Annotated in this window: 19 protein-coding genes; 9 read left to right on the top strand and 10 right to left on the bottom strand. The window is 67.9% G+C overall.

The features are described from left to right. Positions 1 to 9: 9 nt before the first annotated feature. Positions 10 to 1,821, top strand: coding sequence for a phosphoethanolamine transferase (locus ARC63_RS15075; protein ID WP_057503688.1), 1,812 nt, complete (start codon positions 10 to 12; stop codon positions 1,819 to 1,821). Here the strand turns inward: ARC63_RS15075 and ARC63_RS15070 are convergent. Continuing rightward, the gene (locus ARC63_RS15070) at positions 1,725 to 2,645 is read right to left on the bottom strand and encodes a M14 family metallopeptidase (RefSeq protein WP_043396360.1); all 921 of its coding nucleotides are present in this window, start codon (positions 2,643 to 2,645) and stop codon (positions 1,725 to 1,727) included. The two genes, ARC63_RS15075 and ARC63_RS15070, sit on opposite strands and share 97 nt — an antisense overlap. Before the next feature lie 146 nt (positions 2,646 to 2,791). Here ARC63_RS15070 and ARC63_RS15065 point away from each other — a divergent pair, with 146 nt between their 5' ends. From ARC63_RS15065 to ARC63_RS15040, 6 genes are all read left to right on the top strand, one after another. Next, complete coding sequence (locus tag ARC63_RS15065; RefSeq protein ID WP_010485248.1) at positions 2,792 to 3,445, top strand: DUF3348 family protein; 654 nt, start codon at positions 2,792 to 2,794, stop codon at positions 3,443 to 3,445. A gap of 10 nt (positions 3,446 to 3,455) precedes the next feature. Next, positions 3,456 to 5,720, top strand: a complete 2,265-nt coding sequence (locus tag ARC63_RS15060; RefSeq protein ID WP_057503687.1) for a DUF802 domain-containing protein — start codon at positions 3,456 to 3,458, stop codon at positions 5,718 to 5,720. After that, positions 5,717 to 6,355: an OmpA family protein gene (locus ARC63_RS15055; RefSeq protein ID WP_049480903.1), complete on the top strand. Its 639-nt coding sequence runs from the start codon at positions 5,717 to 5,719 to the stop codon at positions 6,353 to 6,355. Before ARC63_RS15060 ends, ARC63_RS15055 begins: the two co-directional genes overlap by 4 nt. Further along, on the top strand, positions 6,345 to 6,722 hold the full coding sequence (locus ARC63_RS15050) for a DUF2894 domain-containing protein (RefSeq protein ID WP_057503686.1): 378 nt from the start codon (positions 6,345 to 6,347) through the stop codon (positions 6,720 to 6,722). Before ARC63_RS15055 ends, ARC63_RS15050 begins: the two co-directional genes overlap by 11 nt. Before the next feature lie 284 nt (positions 6,723 to 7,006). Further along, on the top strand, positions 7,007 to 9,325 hold the full coding sequence (locus tag ARC63_RS15045; protein WP_057503685.1) for a TonB-dependent receptor: 2,319 nt from the start codon (positions 7,007 to 7,009) through the stop codon (positions 9,323 to 9,325). 21 nt (positions 9,326 to 9,346) lie between these two features. Next, positions 9,347 to 10,804 carry an esterase-like activity of phytase family protein gene (locus tag ARC63_RS15040; RefSeq protein WP_057503684.1) on the top strand — a complete coding sequence of 486 codons (1,458 nt, stop codon included), beginning with the start codon at positions 9,347 to 9,349 and terminating at the stop codon, positions 10,802 to 10,804. 138 nt (positions 10,805 to 10,942) lie between these two features. Here the strand turns inward: ARC63_RS15040 and ARC63_RS15035 are convergent, their stop codons facing one another. From ARC63_RS15035 to ARC63_RS14995, 9 genes are all read right to left on the bottom strand, one after another. Next, positions 10,943 to 11,701: a 2,3-dihydro-2,3-dihydroxybenzoate dehydrogenase gene (locus tag ARC63_RS15035; RefSeq protein ID WP_010485235.1), complete on the bottom strand. Its 759-nt coding sequence runs from the start codon at positions 11,699 to 11,701 to the stop codon at positions 10,943 to 10,945. Beyond that, positions 11,692 to 15,582, bottom strand: coding sequence for an enterobactin synthase subunit F (locus ARC63_RS15030; protein ID WP_057503683.1), 3,891 nt, complete (start codon positions 15,580 to 15,582; stop codon positions 11,692 to 11,694). The genes ARC63_RS15035 and ARC63_RS15030 overlap by 10 nt, the downstream gene beginning before the upstream one ends. Then, entirely contained in the window at positions 15,579 to 15,836 is a 258-nt protein-coding gene (locus ARC63_RS15025; protein ID WP_046986169.1) for a phosphopantetheine-binding protein, read from the bottom strand. Before ARC63_RS15025 ends, ARC63_RS15030 begins: the two co-directional genes overlap by 4 nt. Further along, positions 15,836 to 16,468, bottom strand: a complete 633-nt coding sequence (locus tag ARC63_RS15020) for an isochorismatase family protein (protein ID WP_019337843.1) — start codon at positions 16,466 to 16,468, stop codon at positions 15,836 to 15,838. The genes ARC63_RS15025 and ARC63_RS15020 overlap by 1 nt, the downstream gene beginning before the upstream one ends. After that, on the bottom strand, positions 16,468 to 18,120 hold the full coding sequence (locus tag ARC63_RS15015) for a (2,3-dihydroxybenzoyl)adenylate synthase (RefSeq protein ID WP_057503682.1): 1,653 nt from the start codon (positions 18,118 to 18,120) through the stop codon (positions 16,468 to 16,470). The genes ARC63_RS15020 and ARC63_RS15015 overlap by 1 nt, the downstream gene beginning before the upstream one ends. Further along, a complete protein-coding gene (locus tag ARC63_RS15010; RefSeq protein ID WP_057503681.1) occupies positions 18,117 to 19,310 on the bottom strand; it encodes an isochorismate synthase in 1,194 nt (397 codons plus the stop codon). The genes ARC63_RS15015 and ARC63_RS15010 overlap by 4 nt, the downstream gene beginning before the upstream one ends. After that, entirely contained in the window at positions 19,307 to 20,503 is a 1,197-nt protein-coding gene (locus ARC63_RS15005) for an MFS transporter (RefSeq protein WP_057503680.1), read from the bottom strand. The genes ARC63_RS15010 and ARC63_RS15005 overlap by 4 nt, the downstream gene beginning before the upstream one ends. Positions 20,504 to 20,657: 154 nt before the next feature. Further along, positions 20,658 to 20,969 carry a DUF3817 domain-containing protein gene (locus ARC63_RS15000; RefSeq protein WP_057503679.1) on the bottom strand — a complete coding sequence of 104 codons (312 nt, stop codon included), beginning with the start codon at positions 20,967 to 20,969 and terminating at the stop codon, positions 20,658 to 20,660. A 125-nt stretch (positions 20,970 to 21,094) separates the two neighbouring features. Beyond that, a complete protein-coding gene (locus ARC63_RS14995; protein WP_057503678.1) occupies positions 21,095 to 22,030 on the bottom strand; it encodes a TIGR03571 family LLM class oxidoreductase in 936 nt (311 codons plus the stop codon). A gap of 66 nt (positions 22,031 to 22,096) precedes the next feature. Here ARC63_RS14995 and ARC63_RS14990 point away from each other — a divergent pair, with 66 nt between their 5' ends. Both ARC63_RS14990 and ARC63_RS14985 read left to right on the top strand, forming a co-directional pair. Next, positions 22,097 to 22,546 (top strand): GNAT family N-acetyltransferase, encoded by a 450-nt coding sequence (locus ARC63_RS14990; RefSeq protein ID WP_010485217.1) that lies wholly within the window; start codon positions 22,097 to 22,099, stop codon positions 22,544 to 22,546. Between the two features lie 119 nt (positions 22,547 to 22,665). After that, positions 22,666 to 24,186, top strand: a complete 1,521-nt coding sequence (locus ARC63_RS14985; RefSeq protein ID WP_057503677.1) for a thioredoxin family protein — start codon at positions 22,666 to 22,668, stop codon at positions 24,184 to 24,186. The last annotated feature ends 346 nt before the right edge of the window (positions 24,187 to 24,532 follow it).

Genomic DNA, 24,532 nt, shown 5'->3' with positions numbered 1-24,532 from the left:
AACCTGCTCGTGCGTCAACGCCGCCGTTTTCCACGGCCCCATCCGATCGTTCTGGTCTGGGCCACCGCACTGTTCTTCACCACGATTGGAAACATCGCCCTCTGGAAGACGCTGTGGGGGCTGATCGACCTCAACAGCCTGCGCAGCGTGCTGTTCCTGGCCAGCTTGCCGGTGGTGCTTTTCTGCCTGTTCAACCTGCTTCTGACGCCACTGCTGGCACTGCCGTTCCTGCGCAGGCCGCTGCTGGTGCTGCTCGTTGTCGTCAGCGCCGCCTGCAGCTACTTCATGCTGCACTACAACGTGCTGATCGATCGCAGCATGGTGCAGAACGTGTTCGGGACCAACCAGGCTGAACTGAACGCCTATCTGTCGCTGCCACTGCTGTTGACCCTGCTGGCGCTGGGCGGGCTGCCCGCGACCGGGCTGGTCCTGATGCGCACCGCCAGCGGGGCGGGCTCGATACGTTCGTTCCTGGTGTGGCCAGTCAACGTCCTGGTATCCATGATGGTGCTGCTGGCGATCGGCTTTGCGTTCTACAAGGACTATTCGTCATTGCTTCGCAACAACCGCTACATCCGCGACCAGGTGCTGCCGTTGAACGTGGTGCGGCATACCCACGGTTACCTGAAGAGCCTCTACAGCACCCGCCAGCAACCGCTGCGCGCGATTGGCATGGACGCACGGCGCGCGCCGGGCCCGCGCCCGAAGCTGGTGATCCTGGTCGTCGGCGAGACCGCGCGATCACAGAACTTCCAGCTCAACGGCTACCCACGCGCGACCAATCCCCGGCTCTCGCGCAAGGAAGGCGTCATCAGCTTCAATGATGTCTCCTCATGCGGGACCGCCACGGCCATCTCGGTGCCGTGCATGTTCTCGCAGATGACCCGAGGCCAGTACGACGACGTGCGCGCCGCAACCGAGGAGAACGTGCTCGACATCCTGCAGCGCACCGGCATCAGCGTGCTCTGGCGCAACAACAACAACGGCGGCTGCAAGGGCGTGTGCGAACGCGTATCGACCGAGGACATGCCTGCGCTGAAGGTGGCCGGCCAGTGCGTCAACGCCGACGGCACCTGCTACGACGACGTGCTGCTGCACCAGTTGGGCGCACGCATCGATGCCATCAACGGCGACGCCCTGATCGTGCTGCATCAGCTCGGCAGTCATGGGCCGACCTACTTTGAACGGTATCCCGCAGCGTCGCGGGCTTTCAGCCCGACCTGCGACAGCAACCAGATCCAGCATTGCAGCAATGAGGCGCTGGTCAACACCTACGACAACACTCTGGTCCACACCGACCACCTGCTGGGCAAGGCCATCGACCTGCTGCAGGGCTATGCGGACCAGCGTGATGTCGCACTGATCTATGTGTCCGACCATGGCGAGTCGCTGGGCGAACGCGGGATGTACCTGCACGGCACGCCCTACTTCATCGCCCCGCGCGAGCAGACCCAGGTGCCGATGGTGATGTGGTTCTCACCGGAATTCAGCCGCAACGCAGGCCTGGACCTGGCCTGCCTGCACCAGAATGCCCTGCACCGGGCGCACAGCCACGACAACCTCTTCCACTCGCTGCTGGGCCTGTTCGCGGTCAACAGCGGGGTGTACCAGCACGATCTGGATGTGTTCGCAGGTTGCCGCGCGTCGGCTTCGCCGGCTGTGGCCACCTCACCGGCCAAGGAAAGGCGCCGGCTGATGCCGGTCGCTGCCCGGAACGTGGCGCGCTACTGCGCCGCCAGGGCGAAATCCAGGCCCGCACACACCGCCGCCACCTGGGCGTCGTTGCATTCCTGCGGGTTGGTGCGCGGACTGTCCGGGTAGACCTCGGTGGTGGTGGCAAAGCGCGCGTCGGTGAAGCCGGCGCAGGCGCCGATCGAACGCGATTCACCCCAGACCACGCCCGGCGACTGCAGCGGCAGGCCGACCAGGTTGCCTTCGGCATCGGCCGGGGCGATATGGGTGACCGGGGCCACGGCGGTGATCAATGCCTTCTGGAACTCGGCCTGCGGATCTTCGCTGTTGCCGATCACGTAGAAACCATCCGGAATGGTGTCGCGCTCGAATGGCTTGCCGTCGCGGGCACAACGCGCCGGATCGAACTCCTGCAGGTCGCTGTCGGTGGTCTCGTGCAGGTCCAGGTGCACCAGCAGGTTCGGCTTGCGCTCGGCCACCCAGGCCATCAGGGCGGCGGCTTCCACGATCTGGCCGCCGTCACGGAAGCTGCGGTTGGGGTCGATGGCGTCCGGGTTCCAGCGCTGGATGCGCTCGTAGCCCCACGGGCTGACGCACGGCGCCACGATCAGGTTCAGCCGGCCCAGGTAACGCTCCGCCTGCTGCTCCAGGAACTGCAGGGCACCGTGCACGCCGCTGGTCTCGTAGCCATGCACGCCACCGGTGATCAGCGCGGTCGGCAGCGCCGGGTTCCAGTCGTGGTTGACCACGGCGAACAGCGGGTAATGGTCCGGCGCATAGTCCAGCTGGCCGTACTGGATCACATCGAAGCTGTCGTCCAGGCGCTCGAGCGCGGCCACCACGTCGTCGTGGTAGCTGCGCCGGCGCTGCTGGCGGGCCCGCCACTGTGCGCGTTCCGCGTCGCCCCAGGGCTGTCCGGGGGTGCCGATCGGGTAGAACTGCGCAACGGTCATTGGGGAACTCCAGGGGTCGAACGGGATGGGTGCAGCCGGACATTCTAAGCCTTGTCGCGCCTGCGGGCGCCCCCGCCCCGCCCCGCCTTCATCCAACCGGGGTCATCTGGTTGTAAAATCAATGGTTTTTGGCCCCTCACCCCTTGATGGCGAACGCAGCGCAGCCGGTCCTCGGTGGACCGGAGTTCCTCCGCCTGCTCGCCCGTCTCAGCGACGGCGCGATGCCGGCCACCAGTCCCGCCCTGACCGATCGCCTCGGCCAGTGGGTGGACTGGAGCCGTGCCGTGGCCCTGTCCGGGGCGCTCGGCGGACGCCTGCCCGAGCCCGGTGAAGCCGCCGAAGCGGTCGAGGATGTACTGGCCGACTGCGCCCAGGCGCACGCCAGCCTGCTCGCCTCGATCAGTGAGGATGCCGAGGCCGAGCGCCTGCTGGACCTGGCCGAAGCTGCCGCCGCACCCAACTTCGCCTCGCTGCGCCAGCGCTACCGGGTACTGCAGCAGGCCATCCAGACCGCCACGGGCCGCCTGCGCGGCCGCCTGCGCGACCAGCTGGTACAGGTTTCGCCCGAGCTGGCGCGGCTGGCCGAGGTCGATGCGGTGATGGAACAGACCCTCACCCCGCGCGAGCACAGCCTGCTGGCCACTGCGCCGGCCGTGCTCGGCGCCCGATTTGAACGCGTGCACGGCCAACCCGGCTGGCGCACGGCCTTCCGCCATGACATGCGCACGCTGCTGCTCGCCGAGCTGCAGCTGCGCTTCCACCCGATCGAAGGGCTGCAAGACGCCCTGCGCTCCCACTGACCGGAACACCATGTCCAGAACTGCTTTCCATGTCGTTGTCTTCCTTGTCGGCCTGCTGGCCGTGTGCTGGATCGGCATTGGCTACGTTTCGGTGCATCCGCTGGGTGCAGCGGTGGCGGCGATCATCGCGGCCTGCTACATCGCCGGTGGCGTGGAGCTGTACCGCTACCGCCAGGCCAGCAACGGCCTGCGCGCCGCACTGAACGACCTGTCCAGCGCGAAGGAAAGCCTCGCCCCCTGGCTGGAGCGCGTGCCGGTAGGCCTGCGCAACGCCGTGCGCCTGCGCGTGGAGGGCGAGCGCACCGCCCTGCCCGCACCGGTGCTGACCCCTTACCTGGTCGGCCTGCTGGTGCTGCTGGGCATGCTCGGTACCCTGCTGGGCATGATGGACACGCTGCGTGGCACCGGACTGGCCCTGCAGAGCGCGACCGACATGGCCGCCATCCGCGGCTCGCTGGCCTCGCCGGTGCAGGGCCTGGCGGTGGCATTCGGTACCTCGATCGCCGGTGTGGCCAGCTCGGCCATGCTCGGCCTGCTGGCGGCGCTGCTGCGTCGGGATCGGCTGCAGGCCGTGCAGCAGCTGGACCGGGCCATTGCAGGCGACCTGCATCCCTACTCGCAGGCCTGGCAGCGCGCCGAGTCGCTGCGCCTGCTGCAGGCACAGTCCGCCGCGCTGCCGGCACTGGTCGACCGCCTACAGGCGATGACACAGACCTTTGAACAGCACAGCACGGCCGCCAACGAGCGCCTGCTGGCCGGCCAGGCCGAATTCCTGACCCAGAGCCAGGCGCTGCAGGAGCGTCTGGCGGTCTCGCTGCAGCAGTCGCTGCGCGAAGGCGCCGAAGCCAGCGCCGCCGCCATCGGCGGTGCGCTGCAGCCGATGGCCGAGACCACGCTGGCTGGCCTGGCCCGTCACAGCGAAGCACTGCACGCCCGCGTCGAGCAGGCCGTGCAGCAGCAGCTGGCTGGCCTGAGCGACGGTTTCGAGCGCAGCCGCGTTGCGACCGAAGCCAGCTGGGCCAAGGTGGTGAGTGAACAGAGCCAGGCACAGCAGGCCCTGGTGAACGATCTGCGCCAGCACCTGCAGGCCTTCAGCGATGGCCAGGGCACGCAGGCCGAAGCACTGGTCGCGCGCATCGGCGAGCGCCTGCAGGTCGATGCCAACGGCAACGCCGAGGCCTGGCGCGCCGCCATCGAGCAGCAGCAGGCACTGAACAGCGCGCTGGTCGAGCGCCAGCAGCAGGCGCTGCTGGCGGCCGGTCAGCAGCTGGACGAGCATGCGCAGGCATTGCTGCGGGCACTGGAGCAGCGTCACGACGCCAGCCAGTCGTTGCTGCAGGACCACGAACAGCAGCGCTCGCAGCAGTGGCAGGCCGCCCAGGCTGCCGCCGCAGCTGCGCACGCCGAACTGCAGGCCAACCTGGACACTCGCGAGCAGCAGCGCCAGGCGCGCTGGGACGCGGTCAGCGCCGAACTGCAGCAAGCCCACGCCGCGCTGCATGCGCAGCTGCAGGCCGGCGACGAACAGCGCCTGCAACGCTGGAGCGATGCCTTGCAGCACGTTTCCGCCGAGCTGGCCGAGCGCCTGCAGGTCAATGGCGAGCGCCTGGCTGCGCAGCAGCAGCAGGTCTGCGACACGCTGGCGGCGACCGCACAGCAGATCGGCGAGAACGGTCGTGCACAGGCCAGCGCAACGCTGGCCGAAGTCTCCACCCTGCTGCAGACCGCGGCAGCCGCGCCGAAGGCCGCTGCCGACGTCATCAACGAACTGCGCAGCACGCTCTCTGAAAGCCTGGTGCGTGACAACGCAATGCTGGAAGAACGCGGTCGCCTGCTGGCCACCGTGCAGACCCTGCTCGATGCGATCAACCATGCCTCGCACGAGCAGCGCACCGCCGTGGACGCGCTGGTCGGCGGATCGGCCGAGCTGCTGGAGCGCGTCGGCAACCGCTTCACCGACCATATCGCCGCCGAGACCGGGAAGCTGGACGGCATCGCCGCAGCGCTCAACGGCAGCGCCGGTGAAGTGGGCCAGTTGGCCAGCACCTTTGGTGAAGCGGTCGCGCAGTTCGGCAGTGCCTCCACCGAGCTTTCCGGCCGCCTGGAACAGATTGGCAGCGCACTGGATGCCTCGCTGGCCCGCAGTGATGAGCAGCTGGCCTACTACGTGGCACAGGCGCGCGAGGTGGTCGACCTCAGCCTGCTGTCGCAGAAGCAGGTGATGGAAGAACTGCAGCAGCTGGCCACGCGCCGCGGCAAGGCCGGCAGCGCATGAGCGACGAGCTGGAGGTCGATGGCGGCTCACACGCCCCGATCTGGGCCGCCTTCGGCGACCTGATGTCGGTGCTGCTGGGTGCGTTCGTGCTGATCCTGGTGGGTGTGGTCGCGGTGCAGCTGGAGCTGTCGCAGCGGTTGGACCAGGAAGTGAAGCAGCGCCAGGCCGAAGCCAAGCGCCTGCAGACGCTCGAACAGGCACTGGCTGGCCCGCTGGCTGCCGGTCGCGTGACGCTGGTCGACGGCCGCATCGGCATCAGCGGCAGCGTGTTGTTCGCGCTCAACTCCGACCAGCTGCAGCCGGAAGGCCAGGAGCTGCTGCGCAGCTTGGCGGCACCGCTGGCCGCCTATCTGGGCAGTCGCGAAGAAATCCTCATGGTCAGCGGCTTCACCGATGATGCGCCGGTGCGCGAAGGCAACCGCCGCTTCGCCGACAATTGGGAGCTGTCCGCGCAGCGTTCGCTGACCGTGACCCGCACCCTGATTGCCGATGGCGTACCGGCCGACGCCGTGTTCGCCGCCGCGTTCGGCAGCGAGCAGCCGGTCAGCTCCAACGCCAATGAGGAAGGCCGTGCACGCAACCGTCGCGTGGAGATCGCACCGATTCCCAAGCCCAAGGCCACGGATGCCAAATAAGCCGCCAGCACTCGAAGGACTGCGCGCACTGGTGCGTGACCTCGATGCGGGGTCGCGGTCGCTGCCGCATTACCCGCAGGTGCCGATGCTGCAGCAGGTACAGCGCGAGTGGTCGGAACTGCGCAGCGAACTGCAGGTGCGCCGCTCGCTGCGCGCCGAGGCTCCGGCTGACGGCGGCCCGCTGAACTCGGCGGTGCTGGTGCAGCGCATGCTGGACACGATGCAGGCCACCAGCCCAGGTTACCTGCGCCATTTCATCGACTACGTGGACACCCTGTCCTGGCTGCAGGCGCTGCAGGACGGTGCCGTGAGCAGTGGTGACACCGCAAAGCCGAAGCGCACGCGCAAGCCGCGCAACGCGGGTTGATCGCACAGTGACGCCGACCTCGTTCGGCGCCCCCGTAGACGCCAACCTTGGTTGGCGTTCCACCAACGACGCCGCGCATGCCAACCAAGGTTGGCATATATCAATGCATGCTCCGGCATGCCACGCGTGTAGCGGTGTCACCAGACAGTCATCTGTCTAGCGCACCATTTTCACGTGGGCCCACGGCGCGTGCAGCGCCTGCAGTCGCATCGCTTGTCTCCCCTTTTCAATTCCATGAGCTCCGCGCCAGCGCGGTGGCTCGTGCCTGCCTGAGTGTCTGCAACATGACGAAGACTTTGTTGGCCGCCGCGCTGTCGATCGCGCTTGCTCCCGCGGCCTGGGCACAGGATGCTGCCCCGACCTCCCATGGCACGTCCGCCACCGACCTCGATGCGGTTTCGGTGATCGGCAGCGGTGAAGCGCGCCAGGTGCAGCGCATCACCCGCGAGAACCTCGACATCCTGCCGCCGGGGACCAGCCTGCAGAAGACCCTGAACCTGCTGCCGGGCGTCAACGCGCAGTCGGCCGATGCGCTGGGCACCAACGAGCAGTCGATGACCCTCAGCCTGCGTGGCTTCAACTCCACCCGCCTCGGCTACACGCTGGATGGCGTGCCGCTGGGCGATGGCGCGTACAACAACTACAACGGCCTGACCATCAACCGTGCGCTGATCAGCGAGAACATGGCCGGCGCCGAACTGGCCGTGGGTATCGGCAGCCTCGGCACGCCGTCCACCAGCAACCTCGGTGGCACCATCTCGTACACCTCCGACCGCCCGGCCCAGAAACTCGGCGGCCGCGTGGTGCAGACCTTCGGCAGCGATGCCAACCGCCGCACCTTCGTGCGTGTGGACAGCGGCGAGTACAACGGCTTCTCCGGCTACGTTTCCGGCATGAACGCGGTCTCCGATCTGTGGAACGACCAGACCGCCTACAACAGATCCACCACCAAGCAGTTCAACGCCAAGGGCGTGTGGAACTTCGACCGCGGCCAGATCACCGGTTTCGTCGATACGTCACGTACCACCCAGGCCGACTACTTCTACCTGTCCAAGGACGAGATGTCGCGCGGGCTGGGCTGGGACTGGGGCGGCTATGCGCCGGACTGGAACAAGGCCGTGGCCAAGGCCTACTGCAATACCGCCAGCTTCAACGCGAAGAAGTGCGACAGCAGCGGCCCGGACAAGGATGCCGACGGTGCGTTCACCGCCGGGCAGATCCTGCGCGATGACAACCTGTACTACCTGGCCGGCGATTTCTTCCTGGCCGATGGCTTCAGCCTGCGTGCCCTGGCCTACCACCACGACGACCGCGGCGAAGGCCACAACTGGAACAGCGGCGCGTGGTCGAACAAGGGCACCGCGCAGGAAATCCCGATCATCTTCCGCAACACGATCTATACCATCGACCGCGATGGCGGCACGCTGTCGTTCGATTGGGAACTGGGCGCGCACCGCATCGAGGGCGGCGTCTGGTACGAGCGCAACACCAGCAGCGCCGAGCGCTACCAGACCGCCGTGGACGGCCCGCGCGACCTGAGTGGCATGAACACCCTGCCCTCCGACGTCGGCGTGTTCGCCCAGCGCACGCGCTGGAAGACCCACCAGTTCTTCCTGAAGGACACCTGGCGCCTGCTCGATGATCGCCTGACCCTGGAGTTCGGTGCCAAGAGCCCGCATGCCACCTCCGATGCGCAGGCCCTGCCGGGCGACGCGAAGACGCCGATCTCGCCGACCTCCAACAACCAGTTCGCCACCGGCTCGCTGAAGGCCAGCAAGAACTTCCTGCCCAGCATCGGCGCCAACTTCCGCTTGGCCGAGCACCACGAAATCTTCGCCAGCTACGCCGAGAACATCGCCATGTTCCAGGGCGGCTTCAAGCTGGGCCCGCAGGCAGTCAGCCAGGCCACCTGGAACGCGCAGGGCAACCTGAAGCCGGAAGAATCCCGCTCGCTGGAGGCCGGCTACCGCTTCGTCACCGATACCCTGCAGGCCTCGGTCGCGGCCTACAGCGTGCGCTTCGACAACCGCCTGCTGCAGTACAACCCCTGCGACTCGCGGCAGCCGGTCGGCCCGACCTGCGGCAACCGCTTCTACAACGTGGGCGGCGTCGACAGCCGTGGTGCCGAGCTGACCGTGCTGTGGACCCCGAACGAGCACTTCAGCTGGTACACCTCGGCCTCGCTGAACCGCTCGACCTATGCGTCGAACTACGTGCAGGCCGGCGTCGAGCAGCAGATCAAGGGCAAGATCCAGACCGATACACCCAAGCAGCTGCTGGCCACCGAGATCACCTGGCGCGACAACGTCTGGTTCGCCAGCCTGCGCGGCAAGTACACCGGCGAACGCTTCTACACCTACACCAACGACCAGGGCTTCGGCGGCTTTACCGTGTTCGATCTGGCCGGTGGCTATGACTTCGGCCAGGTCGGCTTCGCCAAGGGCATGCGCGTGTCGTTCAACGTGACCAACCTGACCAACAAGCGCTATGCCAGCAACCTGGATTCGAGCGTGTTCGCCCCGAGCGACCCGGCCGGCAAACTGTACGTGTTCCATGCCTCGGCACCACGCCAGGTGTTCGGTACGATCGACCTTCGCTTCTGATTGACCGTCCGGAGTCCACTGATGCTCACGACCGCCCTGCTGATGGCCACTCTCTCCGCCAGCGGATACTCCGCTCCGCATGAGGCGACGGGCGCAGCGCCGCGCACCCTGCAGCTGGGCGGTCGCAGCTATGTGGACAAAGGCCTGGTCGCCGCCGGGCGGCTGTCGGCGGGCACGGTGGACTTCCTGGGCGACACGCTGGGATCGTTCTCGTCGCTGGCGGTGCAGCCCGGCACCTGGAAGCGCACTGCCAACGGCTACGAAGGCGTGTTGTGGACCCTGCCCGACCGCGGCCGCAACGATCCCGGGGCTGGCCTGTTCTACGACTACACCGGCCGCGTGGAGCGCATGCAGCTGCGCATCGACGTTTCCCCGGGCAAGTCCGAGCTTGGCACGCTGACGATGGCGCCCGACAAGGGTGTGGTACTGAAGGATTTCAACGGGCAGCCGTTCACCGGTGCCGACCCGGGCGACCACACGGTCACCCAGCGCCAGGTGGTGCTGCCTTCGCCGGCCAGCGGCGCCGGTGCGGGCAAGGTCTCGCTGGATGCTGAGTCACTGCAGTTCACCGCAGATGGCCACTTCTATATCGGCGACGAGTACACCGCCAACGTCTACTACTTCGATGCGCAGGGCCAGGTGCAGGGTGTGATCGTGGCACCACCCGCGATCCGTCCGCAGCGCGACGGCAAGCCGGCGTTCGGTTCGCTGGCGCCACCGCAGACCGGCCGACGCAACAACCAGGGCGTGGAAGGCATGGGCCTGTCACCCGACGGCAGCCGCCTGTTCGTCGCCCTGCAGAGCGCGACGCTGCAGGACAGCGCGCAGGGCAACGCGGCGGGCCGCATCAACACCCGCGTGCTGGTCTACGACGTGACGGCCTCGCCAACGCCACAGCAGCCGATCGGCCATTACGTGATGGCTTTGCCTGCCTACGCGCACGACGGCAAGGGCAAGCTGGACCGAACCGCGGCGCAGAGCGAGCTGCGCGCGCTGGATGGCCATCGCTTTCTGCTGCTGGCCCGCGACGGAAACGGGCTGGGCAAGGACGGCGACGACCCGATCGTCTACAAGTCGGTGCTGCTGGTCGATGTGGCCGATGCCACCAACCTGGCCGAAAGTGCCTATGAAACCGGCACGGCCTCGGTTCTGGCCGACCCGACCGACACCGCGCTGAAGCCGGAAATCATGCCAGCACGCAGCGACGAACTGCTGAACCTGCTGGACCGCCCGCAGTTGGCCCGTGCCGGGCTGGACCTGGACACAAAGCGCGGCCCACATGCCGGACTGCTGTCAGAGAAGTGGGAAGCCATGGACGTGCTGCCGGCGCTCGACCCGCAGCACCCGAACGGCGTACTGCTGCTGATCGGCAACGACAACGACTTCATCGCCCGCCACTGCCGCATGCAGGGCCAGGCCTGCGACAGCCCGTACGACAACGACAACCGCGTGCTGGTGTACCGCCTGACCCTGCCTTGAATCGTCGCCGGGCTTGGCCCGCCGCTACCGGATCAACCCGCTGTTTGTTGTAGAGCCGAGCCCATGCTCGGCTGCTTTTCCTTCAGGCATCCGTATCTCTGAAGGAACAGCCGAGCATGGGCTCGGCTCTACAAAAGCTCACCCACGCAGGGTGGCGCCGCCGTCCACATACAGGTCGCTCATCGCCACATGCCCGGCCTGTTCGGAGAGCAGGAACATCACCGAGTGCGCGATGTCCTCCGGGGTGGCCAGCTTGCGCAGCGGAATGCCGGCCTTGTAGGTTTCAAGGTTGCCGGCGATCACCCGCTCGGCACCATGCTCGTCCAGCCACATGCCGGTCTGCATTGGGGTCAGTGTTGAACCCGGGGCAACGATGTTGCAGCGGATGCCCAGCGGCGCCAGTTCCAGCCCGAGGCAGCGGGTAAACATCGTGGCGGCGGCCTTGGAGGCCGCATAGGCCGCCATGCCGTGCCTTGGTACACCGGCCGCATTCGAGCTGACGGTAACGATCGCGCCCTGCCGACGCGGTGACATCACCCGCGCCAACGCCCTTCCGACATGGAACACGCCATCGGCATTGACTGCAAACACCCGGCGCCAGTCGTCGTCGGTGGTCCCGGTGACGCCGCCCACATGCAGTACGCCGGCTACGCTGGCGGCCAGCATGATCGGCCCGATGCTGGACTCGACCTGATCCACCAAGGCGTCCACGGCGGCGCTGTCGGTTACATCGAGTGCGAGCGACTTCACCCGGGTATCGGCCACGCGCGGCGTCTCGCGATCGGTCGCCACCACCGTGCAGCCGGCCTCGGCCAACAGCCGTACCAACGCCTCGCCGATGCCGCCGGATGCACCCGTAACCAACGCCACGCGGCCGTCGAAACCGGTCAACTGCATGTTGCGATCTCCTGTTGCTCATCCCAGTGGCGCAGCCGCGCCGACAACCACGGCGCCAGCTGCGCCACCGCATCGCGGCCGGTCAGTTCGGCGTGCAGGAACGGCAGTTCCAGCGCCTGCACCCTGCGCGCGTGGGTCCGCCACAACGTCGATTGCAGCTGTGGCCGCGCCTGATGATCCCGACCCGCACGGACGTGCACCAGCGTGCCGTCGAACGGTTGGTGAATATGTTCGCGGATCAGTCGATTGGTGCCGGTCACCCCGCGCACCACGCCATCGAGCACCACATCCGGCAGGCTGCCGAGTGCACTGCCGCCACGGCGCAGGAACCCCAGAATGCGTTCACGGCTGTCGAGTTCCGGATGCGCATCCGGATCGTGGCCGGCAATCGCCAGCAATGCCCGCAATGCGGCGATGGGATCGGGTTCCGGTTCGGCCCGCCAGCACTCGCTGGGATACGCGTCCAGCAGCACCAGCTCGCCGACGTCGCGGCCGATTTCATGCAGGCGCACCGCCATCGCCTGGGCGAGGATGCCACCTACCGACCACCCCAGCAGATGCACTGGCCCCTTCGGCTGTAGTGCGACCACGCGCTGCACGTAGTCGTTGGCCATCGCCTCGATGCTGCTCGGCAGCGGCTGCCGGGCGTCCAGTGCCGGCGACTGCAGGCCGTACACCGGGCGTGCCGGCTGCAGTGCCCGGGCCAGGGTGCGGTAGTTCCAGGCGATCCCCCCGGCCGGATGCAGCACGAACAGCGGCGTGGGCCCGGCGGCGTCGGTTGCGGCCAATGCGATCACCGGCCCCAGTGCGTGATCGGCCAGCGCGGGAGGCTCGGCAATACGAACCGCCAGCGCGGCCACGGTGGGCTGCGCAAACAATGCACCCAGACCCAGATCGCAGCGCCAGCGCTGCTCGATCGCCAGCAGCAGGTGCACCGCCGACAGCGAATCACCGCCGAGACTGAAGAAATCTGCATCCACTGCCACCGGCGCCTCACGCCCAAGCGCCTGGGCGAACAACAACGCCAGCTCCTGTTCCAACGGCGTGCGCGGCGCCAAGCCGGCAACTTCAAGTTGCGGTGGCTTCGGCAACGCGTTGCGGTCGAGCTTGCCGTTGGCGGTCACCGGCCAGTGGTCCACGCCGACAAATGCCGAGGGCACCATATAGTCCGGCACGCGCGTGGCCAGGTGGCTGCGCAGCGTTACGGCATCGGCAAGCGCGGTCGGCAGATACGCCACCAGACGCACTTCGCCGGGAGCATCCTGGCGCAGCAGCACTTCCACCCGCTCCATGCCAGGCAGCTCGCGCAGTGCCGCCTCGATCTCGCCCAGTTCGATGCGCAGGCCGCGCAGTTTCACCTGGTGGTCGCTGCGGCCGAGATACTCGACCGCACCATCGCGGCGCCAACGGGCTACGTCGCCGGTGCGGTAGATACGCTCGCCCGCCCGGAACGGATCTGCAATGAAACGTTCGGCAGTCAGATCATCGCGACCGAGATAGCCACGCGCCAGCTGGACGCCACCCAGGTACAGGTCACCGGGCACGCCCACCGGCACCGGCTGCATCCGGGCGTCCAGCACGTACAGGCGGGTGTTCCAGACCGGGAACCCGATCGGCACCGGCCGCGAACGATCCTGCGCCGACGCCGGCCAGTAGCTGACGTCCACCGCAGCTTCGGTCGGGCCATACAGGTTGTGCAGCTCGGCGTGCACACGCGCGTGGAAGCGGTCGCGGGACGAAGCATCCAGCGCCTCGCCACTGGTGAACACCCGTCGCAGCTGCAGCCCTTCGGAGGCCGGTGCAGCGAGGAAGGCATCCAACATCGATGGCACGAAATGCGCCGTGGTGATGCCATGCTCGCGGATCAGCCGCGCCAGTTCAGTGGGATCGCGATGCGCGTCCGGCCCGGCGACCACCAGCGTGGCCCCGCACAGCAGCGGCAGGAAGAACTCCCAGACCGAGACGTCGAAGGTGGCCGGGGTCTTCTGCAGCACGCGGTCATCGGCGCGGATGTCGTAGTGCTCGCGCATCCACAGCAGGCGATTGACGATGGCACGGTGTTCGATGACCACGCCTTTGGGCTCGCCGGTCGAGCCGGAGGTATAGATCACGTAGGCCGCATCGTCAGGTGCCGGATCGGCCCACGGTGCGGCAAAACTCAGCGCAGTCCACTGCTCCGGCGCGAGCACCGGTACGCCGGCCACGCGCACCGATACGTCCGCCGCAGCCAGTACGCACACCGGCTGTGCCGACGCGAAAATACGTGCCAGCCGCTCATCGGGATGGGCCAGGTCCAGCGGAAGGTAGGCCGCGCCTGCTCGCAGCACCGCGACCAGAGCGATCACCAGCTCCAGCGAGCGCGGCAATGCCACCGCCACCACGCTGCCCGGGCCGACATCCATTGCCCGCAGCTGTGCCGCCAGCGCGAAGCTGCGCGCTTCCAGCGTTGCGTAGTCCAGCGTAGTGTCGCCGAACACCAGTGCCGGCGCGTGCGGGTCCCGATCCATGCCCTGCTGCAGCAGCTCGACCAGGGTCGTCTCCGGCAGCGCGTGCGCGGTGGCATTGAAACCGTGCAGCACCTGCTGCACCTCGTCGGTCGTCGCCAGAGGTACGGCTGCGATATCGTCAGCCTGCAGTGCCGCCGACACGAAATGCAGCAACCGTGCCGCGTGTGCCTCGACATCCTCGCGACTGTACAGCGCGGGATTGGCCTCGATCTCCAGATCCAGCAGACGCTGGCCATCGCCACGGAAGCCCAGCGTCAGGTCATCCACCGGCCCGGTGCACAGCACCTCCAGCGTCGCCTGCACGCCCGTCAGCGCAAGCGGCTTGTAGAACGGCTGCACATTTACCATGGGACCGTGCAGGCGCTGCTGCGCGCCCACCAGGCCCAGATCCCGGCGCAGTTGCTCGCCTCGGTAACGGCCGTGCTTGCGCCCTTGGCTGAGCTGCCGGCCCACGCTGCGGGTAAAGGTCTCGACGCTGCCCTCGCCGGCGGCCACGCGCAGCGGCAACACATTCATCACCATCGCCGGCACCCGCGCCGACGCGTTGCCGAGCCGGCCCATGTAGGGCACGCCCAGCACCACTTCATCGGCCGCGCTCATCCGCCGCAGGTACTCGGCCGACAACGCGGCCAGCACGTCTGGCCAGGGCTGCAACCAACGTACCGATGCCTGCAGCAACTGCTCACGGAATGCCGCATCGAGCGGCTGCACCCAGCGCAGCGCGTCGTCACTGGCCGCGAGCGTACCGGCCAGACCGACGCCCGCCGGTGCCCCCTGCATGTGCTCGCGCCACCACTGCCCGGCCTGCGTGCGGCGCGGGTCGGCACGATAAGCAGCATCGTCGGCCAGCACGCCCGCCAGCCCCGGCAGTGGCTCACCCATACGACCGGCATACAACGCGCACATGCGATCAGTGAACAGCGCCATGCCATAGCCATCGGTGGCCAGATGATGCACACGCAGGTACCAGACCCAGCGCTGCCCACCCAGCTCAAGCAGCACCTGCTGACTGATCCGGTCGCGGGTGGGATCGACCGGGCTCAGCCGGTCGGCGTGCATCAGGTTGCGTGCCGCAGCGGCGGGATCCGTCTCGGTGGACACATCACGCACCGAAAGCAACGGCACGTGTGCGGGGTCATGCCACTGCAGCGGCTGGCCATCGGCCCCTTCGGCAAAGCGCAGTGCTAAGGCCTGGGCCTCGCCTGCAGCCTGGTCTGCCGCTGCGACGAACGCGGCCACGTCCAGCGGGCCATCGATCCACACCGCGTGCGCGGTATTGAATGACGGGTTGTCGGGTGCCAGCCGCTGTGCGAACCACAGTCCCGCCTGGGCCTCGGTCAATGCCACCGGCGTGGCCAGCGCGGCGGCGTTCATGCGTTCTGCGCGGCCTGCAGCGTCTGCACCACGTTCCACCACTGGCGCAGCGTGGTGTGTTCGGCCAACTGCGAGAACTCCAGCGGCAGGCCGGTGTTGCCCCAGGCCAGGACCAGGCCGAGCATGCGCATCGAATCCAGGTCCAGGTCGATCAGGTTGTCGTCGTCACCGATCTCTGCCGGTGTGCACTCCAGCACGCGCGCCACATCGGCACGCATCCGCTCCAAATCCAGCACCTCACCCGTGGCAGCCATCACAGCACCTCCAGCAGCTGGTCGGTGGTCATCGGCACCCCGCTGGTGCGTGCGATCCAGTGCAGCGCCTGATCATGATCGGCACGCGAGAAGTCCGCCACCGCGTCAGCGGCGATGAAGGCCTCGATATCACGCTGGAAGGCCTCGACCACGGTCGCGGTGCAGCCGATATGGGCGTACACGCCGGTCACCAGCAGCTGGTCGCGCCCACGTACCCGCATCAGCGTCTCCAGGTTGCTGCGCTGGAAGGCGCTGTAGCGGTGCTTCACCAGCACGTGCTCGCCTGGCTGCGGTGCCAGCGCCTCGATGATCGGTTCGTGGTCGGCGCTGCGGCGCATGCCCGGCCCCCACAGATCGGCCTGCAGGCCACGGTCACGGCGATCCTGGTCACCATGCTGGGCGGTGTAGAACACCGGAATGCCGTGCGCGCGGCAGTGCGCCAGCAGCCGTGCGATGTTGTCCACGGCCGGCCGTAGCGGTGCATTACCGGCGTCGAAGGCGGCCAGGAAGTAACGCTGCATGTCGTGCACCAACAGCGCGACACGAGCGCGCTGCGGGCGCCACGGGCCACGCGCCTGCGGCAGTTCGGCGGCAGTCGGCAAGGGATAATCGGTGATACGGGGCAGCGCCATCAGCGCGTTCCTCCTGTCTGTTGCAGATGACGCGCACGCAATTGCGCGCGCAGTTCGCGGCGGCTGATCTTGCCGACCGCAGTGGTATCGAAACTTTCGACGAACACGACCTGGTCGGGCACCTTGAACGCCGCCAGGCCGCGCCCGCGCATCCAGGCCTTCAGTGCCGGGGCCTTGAACGGCTCGCCCTGCGCGATCACGAACGCACAGCTGCGCTCGCCCAGATACTCATCGGGAATGGAGACCACGGCGGCGTCGAACACACCCGGGTGCGCCAGCAGGTGGTCCTCGATCTCCTCAGCGGAGATCTTCTCGCCAGCGCGGTTGATGTGGTCACCCGCACGGCCCTGTACCACCAGATAGCCACCGGGCAGCTGCTGCACACGGTCGCCGGTGCGATAGAAGCCGTCGTCGGTGAACGAGCGCGCATTGGCCACCGCATCGTTGTGGTAGCCACGGATGGTGTACGGGCCACGGGTGAGTAGATGCCCCACCTCGCCCTCGGCCACCGGCTGGTCATGGTCATCGACCACGCGCACTTCATCATCCGGACTGATCGGTCGCCCCTGGCAGGCCACGATCAGTTCTTCCGGATCATCCAGGCGGGTGTAGTTCACCAGCCCTTCGGCCATGCCGAATACCTGCTGCAAGGTACAGCCGAGGCCGTCGATCACCCGCCGCGCGGCTTCCGGCACCAGCTTGGCGCCGCCCACCTGCAGTACCTGCAGGCTGGACAGGTCATGCCTGCTGGTGGCGGCGGCCTGCGCCCACAGCAACGCCAGCGGCGGCACCAGGCCACAGCAGGTCACCCGCTCCCGTGCGATCAGCGGGAAGGCCGCATCCGGTCCGGGGCCGGGGCTGAGCACCACGCGGGCACCGGCGTACAGCGCGCCGAAGAAGCCGGGCGAGCTCATCGGGAAGTTGTGCGCAGCCGGCAGCGCGACCAGGTAGACGCTGTCGCGGTCTATGCCGCAGAGGTCATTGCTGGCGCGGAACGAGTAGATGTAGTCGTCGTGGGTACGCGGAATCAGCTTGGACAGCCCGGTGCTGCCTCCGGAAATCTGCAGGAACGCTACCGATTGCGGGTCCGGATCGACCGGCAGCTGGCTGCGATCGCCCTGCAGCGCCTCCAGCGCGACGAACTCCGCCGCATCGCCGTCGATCACCACATGGCGAACCGCCGGGACCTCGGCCTGCAGCGCCCGCGCCAGCCCGCGGTGATCGAAGCCGTCGTGCAGTGCCGTGGTGATGTAGGCACTGGCTTCGGCCTTGCTGGCGAAGTGCACCAGCTCGGTGATGCGGTGCGCCGGCAACGCGTACACCGGCACCAGCCCGGCACGGAACAGGCCACAGACCGTGGTGATGAAGCCTGCCGTGTTGCCCAGCTGCACCAGCACCCGCCCCCCTGGCTGCAGGCCCAGCGCCAACAGGCCGGCGCCGATCCGCCCGGCCTCGTGCCACAGCTGTGCATAGCTCAGGCGGACGTCGCCGGCGACCACCGCGATGTCATCGGCATAGCGTTCTGCACGGTCGCGCAGGAACGCCGGGAAGGTCTCGCCACGCCAGTGACCGGCCTCGCGATAGCGCGCCACCAGCGCGTCGGGCCACACCTGCTGCAGTGGCAGGCGGGAGGATTCAACGGAAGCATTCATGCGGCAGGCTCGATGGCGGGCGCGGATTCATGGACACCCAGCGCGTTCAACAGGGCAGCAAACTTCGCTGCGGTTTCAGCCACCTCGGCCTCGGGGTGCGACTCGGCGACGATGCCGGCACCGGCATACAGGCGCAGTTGCGTGCCCTGCAGGCGCGCGCAGCGGATCGCCACGTACCAGTCGCCGTCACCCTGCGCGTCCAACCAACCCACGGCGCCGGCATAGAAGCCACGCGGTACAGGTTCCAGCTCGCGGATGCGCTGCAGCGCCGCCAACCGCGGCGTACCGCAGACCGCCGGCGTGGGATGCAGCTGTGCCAACAGCTCGGCCGCCGATGTCTGCGGAACCTTCAGGGTGGCGTGGATGCGGGTGCCGAGGTGCCACATGCTGGCGGTGGCATGCAGCACCGGGCGCGGCTGTGCATCGATGTGGCTGCAGTACGGTGCCAGGCCCTCGACGATGGCTTCGACCACGTGGCGGTGCTCGTCGTGGTCCTTGGTCGAGGCCAGCAGCGCCTGCGCCGCACGCTCGTCCTCGGCGGCATCGGCACTGCGCCGCGCGGAACCCGCCAACGGATGCGACAACAGTTCGGCGCCGCGCTTGCGCAGCAGCAGCTCCGGCGTCGCACCGACCAGCCATGCCGGTGCCTGGCCCAGCTCCACCGGAAGCGGCACCGCGTAGGTCGCCACCGACGGATCCGCGCCCAGGCGTGCCAGCAGCACGTCCGGAGAAAGCGCCTGGCGGGTGCGTGCCAGCAGGCTGCGCGCCAGCACCACCTTGTGCAGGTTCTGCTCGGGCGCACGCAAGGCCTGCACTGCCGCAGCGACTGCAGCGGCATAGTCCTGCGGCACAGGTTCGGCCCGCAGGGCGCCGTCCAGCGGCGGTGCGGCCTGCGGCTGCAGTGCCAGCGCCGGCAGCAGGCGCTCGGGCTGGTACAGCGCATCGTCGGCACGCGGCTCGAACGGCACCGCGCCAACCAGCAGGCCCGGGCCGCCACGCTGCTGGGCAAAGAACTCCGAAACGCGTTCTGCCAACGTCGCCAGTGCACCGGCTGGCAACGTGGCGCGGCAACCGCGGGCGTGCACGTGCTGGCCGGCATGCTGCAGCAGGAACAGCGACGCGTCGTCGGTGCTCTCCTGTGGTGCTGGCGCAGCCTCCGGCCACGCGCCCTGCATCAGGGAATCGTTCATGGGGTCTCCTTCATCCGATGCGCTGCGGCCAGCGCGCACAGCAACAGCAGCAGCGCGCCCACCAGCAGGTAAGGCAGGCTTGGCCCGCCGCGATACAACAGCGTGCCGAGCATCGGACCGGCCACCATGCCCAGCCCTTGCGCGGCCGCCACGGTGCCTGCGGCGGCGCCCTGCTCGTGCGCCTCTACCGCATCGGCGGCCAGCGCCTGGAACGAGGGGAATACGAAGCCCATGCCGAACGCAGCCAGCGCATACGCCGCAGGCAATTGCCAGGCCTGCTGCACGCCCGCCACCGAAGTGAAGCCGATGCCGGAAATGAGAGCGCCGAGGACGATCCAGCGACGTGGATGCACCTCCAGCTTCATCACCAGCGCCTGCGCCAGGATCAGGCCGACGCCAACGGCGGTGAGTGCAATGCCGGCCATGCGCGCACCGGTCGCCGCATCCAGACCCAGGCGATCAATTGCGAAGAAGCCGACCGTGACCTGCGCGATAGTCACCGAGACCATGGCGATGAACGCTGCCAGCTGCGGCAGGCACAGGCGCGCGTCGAGGCGGCTCATCGGCGTGCGGCGCTGTGCGGACGCGCCCACCACGGGCGGTGTAGCCGGCAGCCGCCAGGCCAGCAATGCCAGTGCCAGCAACGGCAGCAGCGCGGCCACGTACAGCGCCAGCGACAGGTTCGTATAGGCCAGCCAGCCCGCGGCGGCCGGGCCGAGCACCATGCCCAGCGCGTTGGCACTGCCCAGGCGGGCGAGGAATTTTGCACGCTGTCCGGTGGGTGCCCTGTCGGCGATCAGCGCCGCTGCGGTAGGAGGCACAGCCGCGTAGAACAGGCCGATCAGGCCACGCGCACCGACCAGCACCAGCACTGACACCAGCACCGGCGGCGCTGCCTGCAGGGCGACATCGATGAACACCGCCAGCGCGATATAGACGACGGTGTAGGCGCTCATCGCCAGCATCAGCACGCGTTTGCGGCCGATGCGGTCGCTGAGCTGGCCCCAGGGGCGCGCGGCCAGCATCCACAGCACGCCTGCGGCGGTGACCGACAGGCCGGCATGCCACTCGGACAGGCCGAGCATGCGGACCACCGGGCCGATCACAGCGACGAAGGACATCATCGCCATGGTGCCGATCAGGGCAGCCAACACCAGCGCCGGCAAGCCGGGAACGACGGGACGTGCGTGCATGAAACACCAGCCGTAACAGGAAAGGATTGGCCGGGCGCGTCTGCACGCCCCGCCCGGCACCCGCCCCACTCAGGACCGGATGCCACCCTTAAATGATAACGGCTCGTATTTGCATTTGATACCCATTCTCTTGAATGGGCATGCAACAGTGGGTTCAGCGCATTGCACGCAGGCCCAGCAGACCACGGCGCTTGAACCACCACTCCAGCGGCAGCGTCACCAACGGCGGGATGGCCGCCAGCAGGGCCAGGGCACTGGCCCACCACGGCCAGCGCAGGCGCACCGCCGCAAACAGCGTGACCGCCACGTACACCAGGAAGGCCACGCCGTGCAGGGGCCCGAACAGCTTCACCAGCGCCACGTTGGTCATGGGGCCGTATTTCATCCACATGCCGATGAGCAGGCCGGCCCAGGTCACGGCCTCGATGAAAGCGACCGCGGCGAACAGGCGTCCGGTCGAGTGCATGGGGGAACGTTGGGTCACGCGGGGCTCCGGCATCGGGATATCAAATGCGAATGATACGCAGATGCGAACGCCATGTAGAGTCGAGCCGTGCTCGACTGCTGGAGCGTGTCCACCAAGGTGGACACCTACCGGAGTGTGTATGGCAGAACGTGCTCCCCGATCTCACGCAGCACCGCGTCCATCGGCCTCCCGTTGTCGACCAGGTTGAACATCACGTGCCCCACGCCCTGCGCATGCACGCGCAGCAGGTAGTCACGCAAGCCGTCGCGGCCGACCTTCAGGCCCAGTGGCAGCGGCTCGGGCGGTGCCTGCGGATCGGCCTGCAGATCCAGCAGCATCGACTGCACGAACGGCTTGCCTGGCCCAGCGCCTTGCGCCTGCGCCTGTTGCCACAGGCCGATGCGCCCTTCCTGCGCGGCCTCTTCGCGGTGATAGGTGGCCCAGCCTTCGGCTTCGCGTGCGATCCACTGCAGGCTCTGCCGCGCAGTGCCCACCACCAGCATCGGAATGCGCGTGGCCGGGGCCGGCAGTACGTCTAAGCCACCGGTGGCTTGCACTACCGCGACCCTTTCTTCGGACTCCGGTGACAACGCCGCGCGCAACAAGGTCCAGCGTTCACGGAACGTCGCCGCCCTGCCCTGCAGATCCTCGCCGAATGCGGCGAACTCTTCCGGCCGATCGCCAGACCCGAGGCCCAGCACGAAGCGGCCGTCGCTGATCCGGTCCAGGCTCAAGGCCGACTTCGCCACCTGCAGCGGATGGCGCAATGGCAGCACGATGGCCGCGCTGCCGACCACGATGCGCTCGGTCGCCGCAGCCAGCATGCCCAGCCACAGGAACGGGTCGTCCAACGCGCTCGTTGTCGCGTCCGGACCCTGCGGCACCATCAGCGGCACGTCGCGCGTCCACAACGCGGCAAAGCCCAGGTCATCGGCCAGTCGCGCGATACGTCGCGCCTCACGTGGATCGGCCAACCCATGCGACGCCACGGGCGTCATCAGGCCCAGGCTCAGACCCTGCTGCGGAAACAAGGCAGCGTACGCGGGATTGAAATCACTCATGCCGCCAGCTTAGCGTGAAGGCCTGCGGCAACAATGACGCGCCGCCCACCACCGGAAGAACACTGCATGCCGACGATCCGCCCCGCCCACGTCGATGACCTGCCCGCGATCAGCACGGTGTGCCTGGCTGCCTTCACTGCGGCGGTCGCACCTTCGCTCAGCGCGGCCGGCATCGCCACCTTCGGCAGCGTCGCCGCGGCCGAAGCGTTCGGCGCGCGCCTGCACGGCGACAACCACATCCTGGTGGCCGAGCAGGACGGCCGCGTCGTCGGCGTGATCGAACTGAAGGAAGGCCGGCACCTGGCGATGCTGTTCGTCGATCCCGGCTACCAGGGCCAGGGCATCGGCCATGCTTTGTTCGACGCGGTGCTCCCGCAGGTGCGCGAGCCGGTCCTGACCGTGCGCGCCTCACTCAATGCAGTGCCAACCTACCTGCGCTATGGCTTCGTGCTGGACGGCGACGTCGGCGAGTTCAATGGGCTGGTGTATCAGCAGATGGTGCGGGCAGCGGCCTGAAGGCATCCGCCGGCCAATGCCCGGCGGGCGTCATGCCCTGCGGCACGCCCGTCATAAGCAAACTGAATCAGCAGGCTCCCCGGCCGTTCCTACAATGGCCTGTCACCCTGGCCTTCGAGATGCTGCCGATGCGCGTCGCGCTTTCTATGTTGCTGCTGGCTTCGGCGCTGAGCGCCTGCACCCCGGCCCCGGTTTCCATCGCCAACTCCGCCGAGGTGCCCGCGCCGGCCAAGGCAATCGCCTGGCGCCAGGGCGATGTCGATGATGCCTTCGCCGAGGCCGCCGACAGCGGCAAGCCGGTGCTGCTGTACTGGGGCGCCGTCTGGTGCCCACCGTGCAACCAGCTCAAGGCGGGCCTGTTCAAGGACCCGGCCTTCATCGCGCTGACCAGCAAATTCGTTCCCGTCTACCTGGATGGCGACGAGGAAGGTGCGCAAGCCTGGGGTGAGCGCTTCGGCGTACGCGGCTATCCGACCCTGATCGTGCTGGACCCAAAGCGCAACGAAATCACCCGCGTGGCCGGCGGCAATGATGCCACCGAACTGACCCGGGCACTGACCGTCGCCGGAGGCCGCCGCAGTGCTGTTGCCGCCACCTTGGCCACCGCGTTGGCAACGCCGGACCGACTGGCCGCAGAAGACTGGCAGGTGCTGGGCGACTACGGCTGGGAAGTGGACGCCAACCGCCTGGCCGGCGAGCGCAGCAGCGAGGATGTGCTGCGCCAGTTGTCCAAGGCCGCACCCGACGCTGCCCTGCAGCGCCGCTTCGCCCTGCTGGCCTTGGCAACGGCCGAAAAGCCCGATGCCTCGCCCACCGAAGTACGCGAGCTGCTGCAGGCCGTGCTGGCGCAGCCCGCCGAAGTCCGCCGCAACCGTGAGTTGCTGGGCTATGCAGGCGTACAGCTGGTCAAGCAGGCCAGTGCCGGGCCGGCCACCAGCAACACGCTGGGACAGCAGCTGCTGGTGGCATTGGAGCGGGCAGACGCCGAGCGCGGCGACCGCGCCGACGACGCATTGTCGCGTGCGTTGACCGAAGTGTCGCTGGCCCGCCAGCAGCAGCCGAAGGGCGCATTGCCCGCGGCCCTGGTTGATCGGGTCAAGCAGCGCGTGGCTGCTGCCGACGCTGCCGCCACCGATGCGCATGCGCGCCAGGCCACGATCAGCAGCGCGGTCTACGCACTACGCCAGGTCGACGACGACGCAGGCGCCGAGTCGCTGTTGCTGGCGGAACTGAAGCGGAGCGAACAGCCGTACTACTACATGCCCGAGCTGGCCGAACTGGCCGAGCAGCGCGGCGACACCGCCGGTGCGCTGGAGTGGTTGAAGCGTGCCTACGACGGTGCGCAGGGCCCGGCCACCCGCGTGCAGTGGGGCGTGCTGTACGTGGAGGGCCTGCTGAAGCTGGCGCCGGACGACGCACCACGCATCGAGCAGGCCACCGCCTCGCTGATCGCCGAACTGGAAGCGCAGCCTTCCGGTTACCACCAGCGTACCCGCCAGCGTTTCGAACGCCTGGCAGGACAGTTGAAGACGTGGAGCGGCAAGCACCAGGGCGCGGAGACGCTGGCGCGGCTGCAGCAGAGGATGCAGCAGGCGTGCGGCGATCAGGTAGATGGCGCGTGCAAGGATTGGTTGAGTTGAGTTGATGAAAACGCTGGCGGCGGGTTCGCCTGCCGGCGCTTTTGTTGATATCGGTTCTGGCGGGGGGAGGGGCTGGCCGGGACACGCCGTAAACCCATCCTGGGGGGCTCGATGGCGCCATCCATGGCGCCAACGGTCCTGTCCACCCCCACCGCCCCGCCTCTGATAGATCCCTGCGGTCTGTTGGTAACTGCGGCCGTTGTTCAGCGCGGTTGTTGGTGGGTGTCGACCTTGGTCGACACGATTTTTCTTGCATATATCGAATGAGTCATCCACGCACGGCGTGGATCTACCGTGTCGACCAAGGTCGACACCCACCAGGGCAATACGCCGTTCCGACAGGTCG

The sequence above is a fragment of the Stenotrophomonas geniculata ATCC 19374 = JCM 13324 genome (assembly GCF_001431625.1).
Lineage (GTDB): Bacteria > Pseudomonadota > Gammaproteobacteria > Xanthomonadales > Xanthomonadaceae > Stenotrophomonas > Stenotrophomonas geniculata.
Note: the sequence above shows the minus strand (reverse complement) of the source record. Positions and strands in the feature narration are given on the sequence as shown.